This window comes from Sphaerochaeta sp. PS, from assembly GCF_032144095.1.
Classification (GTDB): Bacteria; Spirochaetota; Spirochaetia; order Sphaerochaetales; family Sphaerochaetaceae; genus Sphaerochaeta.
The window spans coordinates 1-4,932 of sequence record NZ_JAVSNJ010000025.1 but is presented as its reverse complement, the minus strand read 5'-3'; the positions used below and the strand labels follow the sequence as shown (position 1 = coordinate 4,932).

Below are 4,932 nucleotides of genomic sequence, written 5' to 3'. Positions count from 1 at the left end.
GGGCTTCCCAGTCAATTACCGAATGATGAACAGTAGATGAGATAAGCTACGTTCGTTTGCGAGAAATGACAGGGTGGACTATTACAGAATAGAGCTGTGGGCCTTCGGGCCCGCATTCCTATGACGGAGAGTTTGATCCTGGCTCAGAACGAACGCTGGCGGCGCGTTTTAAGCATGCAAGTCGAGCGGCAAGGGCCTTCGGGCCCCTAGAGCGGCGGACGGGTGAGTAACACGTGGACAATCTGCCCCCCGGTCCGGGATAGCCCAGGGAAACCTGGATTAATACCGGATGCGAGCGCGAGCACACAGGTGTTTGCGGGGAAAGGCGCTTCGGCGCCGCCGGGGGATGAGTCCGCGGCCCATTAGCTAGACGGCGGGGTAAAGGCCCACCGTGGCGACGATGGGTAGCCGGCCTGAGAGGGTGATCGGCCACATTGGAACTGAGACACGGTCCAGACTCCTACGGGAGGCAGCAGCTAAGAATCTTCCGCAATGGGCGAAAGCCTGACGGAGCGACGCCGCGTGAACGATGAAGGCCGTGAGGTTGTAAAGTTCTTTTCGGGAGGAGGAATAAGCGGGGCAGGAAATGGCCTTGCGATGACGTGAATCCCGGAATAAGCCCCGGCTAACTACGTGCCAGCAGCCGCGGTAACACGTAGGGGGCGAGCGTTGTTCGGAATCATTGGGCGTAAAGGGCGTGCAGGCGGCCCTGCAAGTCCGGCGTGAAATGCCCCGGCTCAACCGGGGAGACGCGCTGGAAACTGCGGGGCTGGAGTACAGGAGGGGATGCCGGAATTCCAGGTGTAGGGGTGAAATCTGTAGATATCTGGAGGAACACCAATGGCGAAGGCAGGCATCTGGCCATGTACTGACGCTGAGACGCGAAGGTGCGGGGAGCAAACAGGTTTAGATACCCTGGTAGTCCGCACAGTAAACGATGTGCACCAGGTGGCGGGGGGTCGACCCCCGGTACCGAAGCTAACGCATTAAGTGCACCGCCTGGGGAGTATGCTCGCAAGGGTGAAACTCAAAGGAATTGACGGGGGCCCGCACAAGCGGTGGAGCATGTGGTTTAATTCGATGATACGCGAGAAACCTTACCAGGGCTTGACATGCGCAGGAATGGGCCCGAAAGGGCCAGGCCGCTTGCGGCCTGCGCACAGGTGCTGCATGGCTGTCGTCAGCTCGTGCTGTGAAGTGTTGGGTTAAGTCCCGCAACGAGCGCAACCCCTGCTGTCTGTTGCCATCACGTGATGGTGGGCACTCAGACGGAACTGCCGGTGACAAACCGGAGGAAGGTGGGGACGACGTCAAGTCATCATGGCCCTTATGTCCTGGGCTACACACGTGCTACAATGGCCGGTACAGAGCGCAGCGAGGCCGCGAGGCCAAGCGAATCGCCCAAAGCCGGTCCCAGTACGGATTGGAGTCTGCAACCCGACTCCATGAAGTTGGAATCGCTAGTAATCGCGCATCAGCATGGCGCGGTGAATACGTTCCCGGGCCTTGTACACACCGCCCGTCACACCATCCGAGTCGGGGGTACCCGAAGTCGCCAGCCCAACCCGCAAGGGGGGGCGGTTCCGAAGGTACGTCTGGCAAGGAGGGTGAAGTCGTAACAAGGTAGCCGTACCGGAAGGTGCGGCTGGATCACCTCCTTTCTGAGAAGAAAGGGAGCCTGAGGCCCTCACAGCCACAGGCACAACGAAGGCCGTCGGCCAGCAGGTGGAAGTCCTGCAGACAAGTGCCCCACGAGGGAGCACCCCCAGTACTTTCCGTTCCCTTTGCCTTCCCTAGAGCACAGTCTGCCATGGGGGCATAGCTCAGCTGGCTAGAGCATCGGCTTTGCAAGCCGAGGGTCAGGGGTTCGAATCCCCTTGCCTCCAGTTGTCTTTTGGATTGCAGGTCTTTTACAGTACAAGCGTAGGGATTGGAAGAATGATATGGTCAAGTGAACAAGGGTCCACGGAGGATGCCTAGGAGCTGCCAGGCGAAGAAGGACGCGATTAGCTGCGATAAGCCGCGGGAAGGGGCCAATACCCGATGATCCGCGGATTTCCGAATGGGGTAACCCGAATGTCCTGATGACATTCGCATGTGCGTGAAAAAGATAGCGCGCATGCGGTATACGCTGGGGAGTGAACCATCTGAGTACCAGCGGGAGTAGAAATCAAACGAGATTCCCCCAGTAGCGGCGAGCGAACGGGGAGGAGCCCAAACCGCGTGCCCTCGGGTGCGCGGGGTTGTAGGGGTGCGGCGGGGCTTGCCCGTCCAGTCAGAAAGCGCAATCGTAGCGGAACGGTCCTGGGAAGGCCGGCCACAGCGGGTGAAAGCCCCGTACGCGAAACGGTTGCGCCTGGATGGCCGCATTTCCTGAGTACGGCGGGACACGAGAAATCCTGTCGGAATCCGGGGGGACCACCCTCCAAGGCTAAATACTCGGCAGCTACCGATAGCGCATAGTACCGTGAGGGAAAGGTGAAAAGGACCCCGGGAGGGGAGTGAAAGAGAACCTGAAACCGTGGACCTACAAGCGGTCAGAGCCTCGCAAGGGGTGATGGCGTGCCTTTTGTAGAATGAGCCTGCGAGTTACCGTATGCGGCAAGGTTAAGGGATAGGAGTCCCGGAGCCGCAGGGAAACCGAGTCTGAACAGGGCGTTCAGTCGCGTGCGGTAGACCCGAAGCCAAGTGATCTAGCCATGGCCAGGCTGAAGCAGGAGTGAAATCCTGTGGAGGGCCGAACCTAAATCCGCTGAAAAGGGTTGGGATGAGCTGTGGCTCGGAGCGAAAGACTAAACAAACTTGGAAATAGCTGGTACTCTCCGAAATAGCTTTAGGGCTAGCGTTGCACGGACTGTCGCGGAGGTAGAGCACTGGATAGGTGAGGGCCCGTCACTGGGTACCGAGCTTAACCAAACTCCGAATACCGCGATACAATATGCAGCAGTCAGACGGCGACTGATAAGGGCCGTCGTCAAGAGGGAAACAGCCCAGACCGCCGGCTAAGGTCCCCAAGGCGTGCCAAGTGGGAAAGGAAGTATGATTGCCCAGACAGCCAGGAGGTTGGCTCAGAAGCAGCCACCCCTTCAAAGAGTGCGTAACAGCTCACTGGTCGAGTAGTCATGCGCCGATAATGTAACGGGGCTAAGCACGCCACCGAAGCCGCGGGACAGCACCTCTGGTGCTGTCGGTAGGAGAGCATTCCGTGTACGGAAGAAGCGGGGGCGGGAGCCCCCGTGGACGGGACGGAAGAGAGAATGCAGGCATGAGTAACGAAAAGACGGGTGAGATCCCCGTCCGCCGAAAGCCTAAGGTTTCCAGGGTAAAGTCAATCTACCCAAGGGTCAGTCGGCCCCTAAGGCGAGGGCGAGAGCCGTAGCCGATGGGAAGCTGGTCAACAGTCCAGCACCTCCCAGAGTCCCGACGGGACGACGCATAGGGCGAAACGCAGCCGGGCGACGGTAGTCCCGGCCGAAGCGGCGAGCCGACGAGGCCCCCAGGCAAATCCGGGGGCCGAGGCAAGCCGTGAGCGAGCCGCATTACGGTGCGGTGAAGTGCGCGTAGTCGTCGTGCCAAGAAACAGTCTCTAAGGAGCGTCTCTGGGGGACCGTACTATAAACCGACACAGGTGGGCGAGCTGAGAATGCACAGGCGCACGGAAGAATTCGCGTTAAGGAACTCGGCAAAATGCATACGTAACTTCGGGATAAGTATGGCCCCCGAAAGGGGGTTGCAGTGAAATGGCCCATGCGACTGTTTACCAAAAACACAGGTCCATGCGAACCGGCAACGGGAAGTATATGGACTGACACCTGCCCGGTGCTGGAAGGTCAAGAGGAGTTGTCAGAGCGATCGAAGCAGCGAATCCAAGCCCCAGTAAACGGCGGCCGTAACTATAACGGTCCTAAGGTAGCGAAATTCCTTGTCGGGTAAGTTCCGACCCGCACGAATGGTGTAACGATATGGGCGCTGTCTCAACGCGAAATCCGGTGAAATTGAAGTCCAGGTGAAGATGCCTGGTACCCGTGGTTAGACGGAAAGACCCCGTGAACCTTTACTTCAGCTTGGCATGGAGACCTGGACAGGGATGTGTAGGATAGGTGGGAGGCAGTGATGCGTGGCCGTCAGGCTGCGCGGAGCCGCTGGTGAAATACCACCCTTCCCTCTCCAGTTTTCTAACCCCGACCGTCATCCGGCCGGGGGACAGTGCCAGGTGGGAAGTTTGACTGGGGCGGTCGCCTCCCAAAGAGTAACGGAGGCGCGCGACGGTCACCTTAGGATGGTTGGGAATCATCCCTCAAGTGTAAAGGCACAAGGTGGCTTGACTGCGAGGCCCACAAGCCGAGCAGGTACGAAAGTAGGTCTTAGTGATCTGGCGGTAGCGCGTGGAAGCGCCGTCACTTAACGGATAAAAGGTACTCCGGGGATAACAGGCTGATCTTGCCCAAGAGTTCATATCGACGGCAAGGTTTGGCACCTCGATGTCGGCTCATCGCATCCTGGGGCTGGAGCAGGTCCCAAGGGTTTGGCTGTTCGCCAATTAAAGCGGTACGCGAGCTGGGTTCAGAACGTCGTGAGACAGTTCGGTCCCTATCTGCCATGGGCGTTGGATGTCTGAGGGGTCCTGCTTCTAGTACGAGAGGACCGAAGTGGACGAACCTCTGGTGTACCGGTTGTCGTGCCAACGGCATCTGCCGGGTAGCCACGTTCGGAAGGGATAACCGCTGAAAGCATCTAAGCGGGAAACCCCCCCCAAGATGAGACATCCCCCCCGCACAAGCGGGCTGAAGGAAACAGGGAGACTACCTGTTCGATAGGCCGGAGGTGCAAGCGCAGCAATGCGTTCAGCCGACCGGTACTAATCATCCGAGAGGCTTGACCATATCACTGTTCCAGTCCCGACATGCGGACTGCCAAGACAGGGTGCACGAG

1 tRNA gene and 2 rRNA genes are annotated in these 4,932 nt (G+C 58.8%); all 3 read left to right on the top strand.

Annotated elements, in window-relative coordinates:
* Positions 1–120: 120 nt before the first annotated feature.
* The 3 genes from ROJ03_RS12980 (at position 121) to ROJ03_RS12970 (ending at position 4,883) form a co-directional block, all read left to right on the top strand.
* Positions 121–1,661: ribosomal RNA gene (locus ROJ03_RS12980) — 16S ribosomal RNA — on the top strand.
* A 151-nt stretch (positions 1,662–1,812) separates the two neighbouring features.
* Positions 1,813–1,886: transfer RNA gene (locus ROJ03_RS12975), tRNA-Ala, on the top strand.
* Positions 1,887–1,945: 59 nt separating this feature from the next.
* Positions 1,946–4,883: ribosomal RNA gene (locus ROJ03_RS12970) — 23S ribosomal RNA — on the top strand.
* The 16S and 23S rRNA genes sit together here with 1 tRNA gene alongside, the layout of an rRNA operon.
* Positions 4,884–4,932: the final 49 nt, after the last annotated feature.